This window comes from Haloferax profundi (assembly GCF_001469865.1).
In the GTDB taxonomy this organism is placed as follows: Archaea; Halobacteriota; Halobacteria; order Halobacteriales; family Haloferacaceae; genus Haloferax; species Haloferax profundi.
The window spans coordinates 1-1,018 of record NZ_LOPV01000031.1; the positions used below are offsets into that span (position 1 = coordinate 1).

The 1,018-nt window shown below is 61.4% G+C and carries 2 protein-coding genes; one reads left to right on the top strand and one right to left on the bottom strand.

The features are described 5' to 3' along the window. On the top strand, positions 1 to 467 hold a 467-nt coding region (locus tag AUR66_RS01630; RefSeq protein WP_157532960.1), incomplete at its 5' end, for an ATP-binding cassette domain-containing protein. 29 nt (positions 468 to 496) lie between these two features. On the opposite strand, the gene AUR66_RS01635 is transcribed toward AUR66_RS01630, so the two are convergent. Continuing rightward, positions 497 to 1,018: SDR family NAD(P)-dependent oxidoreductase (locus tag AUR66_RS01635; RefSeq protein ID WP_082682092.1), on the bottom strand; the 522-nt coding region annotated here is incomplete at its 5' end.

Consider the following 1,018-nt stretch of genomic DNA (forward strand, 5'->3'; position numbering starts at 1 on the left):
CGGAGGGACGCCGAGTCTTCCCCGACCTGACCGTCAACGAGAACATTCAGGTCGCCCGAGACACCTGCGCCGACCCCCGACCGATGGAAGAGATGTACGACGCTTTCCCGGTGCTCGCCGACCTCCGCGAGAGTCTGGGACAGAACCTCTCTGGCGGTGAACAGCAGATGCTGTCTGTGGCCCGGGCGCTGGTTCAGGACCCAGACGTGCTCTTGCTCGACGAACCCACGGAAGGACTGGCACCGGTCATCGTCGACGACCTGGCGGACGTCCTCAGCGACGTCGTCAAACGTGACGTGACGGTCATCCTGACCGAACAGAACGTCGACTTCACACTGAGTCTCTCGGAACGTGCCTACATCATCGAGAAAGGCTCGAACGTCTGGGACGGTTCTGTCGACGACTTGCGGGACCGCGACGACTTGCTCGAACAGTATCTCTCCGTCGGTAGTGCCGACGCGGACTGATAGAGTCACTCGTCCGGGCGACAGAACGGTTATCCGGTGTGGGTCACCCCGCCGTCGACGACGAGCGATTCTCCGTTGACGTAGGACGACTGGTCGCTCGCGAGAAAGAGTGCGGCCTCGGCAACTTCTTCGGGCCTCCCGAAGCGTTCCATTGGAATCGATTCCTTGGCGTACTGGTCGCCATGGTCTGTGCCGACGATGGGAACGTCTTCTTCCGTCATCGCCGTCCCGATGATACCGGGAAGGATGGCGTTGACACGGATGCCAGCGTCGCCGAAGCGGTCCGCGAGCGAGTACGTCATCGAGGTAACCGCACCCTTCGTCAGGTCGTAGGCGGTGTACGCACCGAGTGCGCGAATCGACCCGATAGAGGACATGTTGACGATACTTCCACCGTCGGAATCGAGCATCCGTTCGGCAGCGACCTGTGACCCGAAGAACACGCCCTTGACGTTGACGTCGAGAAACTGCTGGAGTCCCTCTTCGCGGACGTCCAGGAACTCTTCGCCCCTGAATATCCCGGCGTTGTTGACCATCACGTCCACGCCACC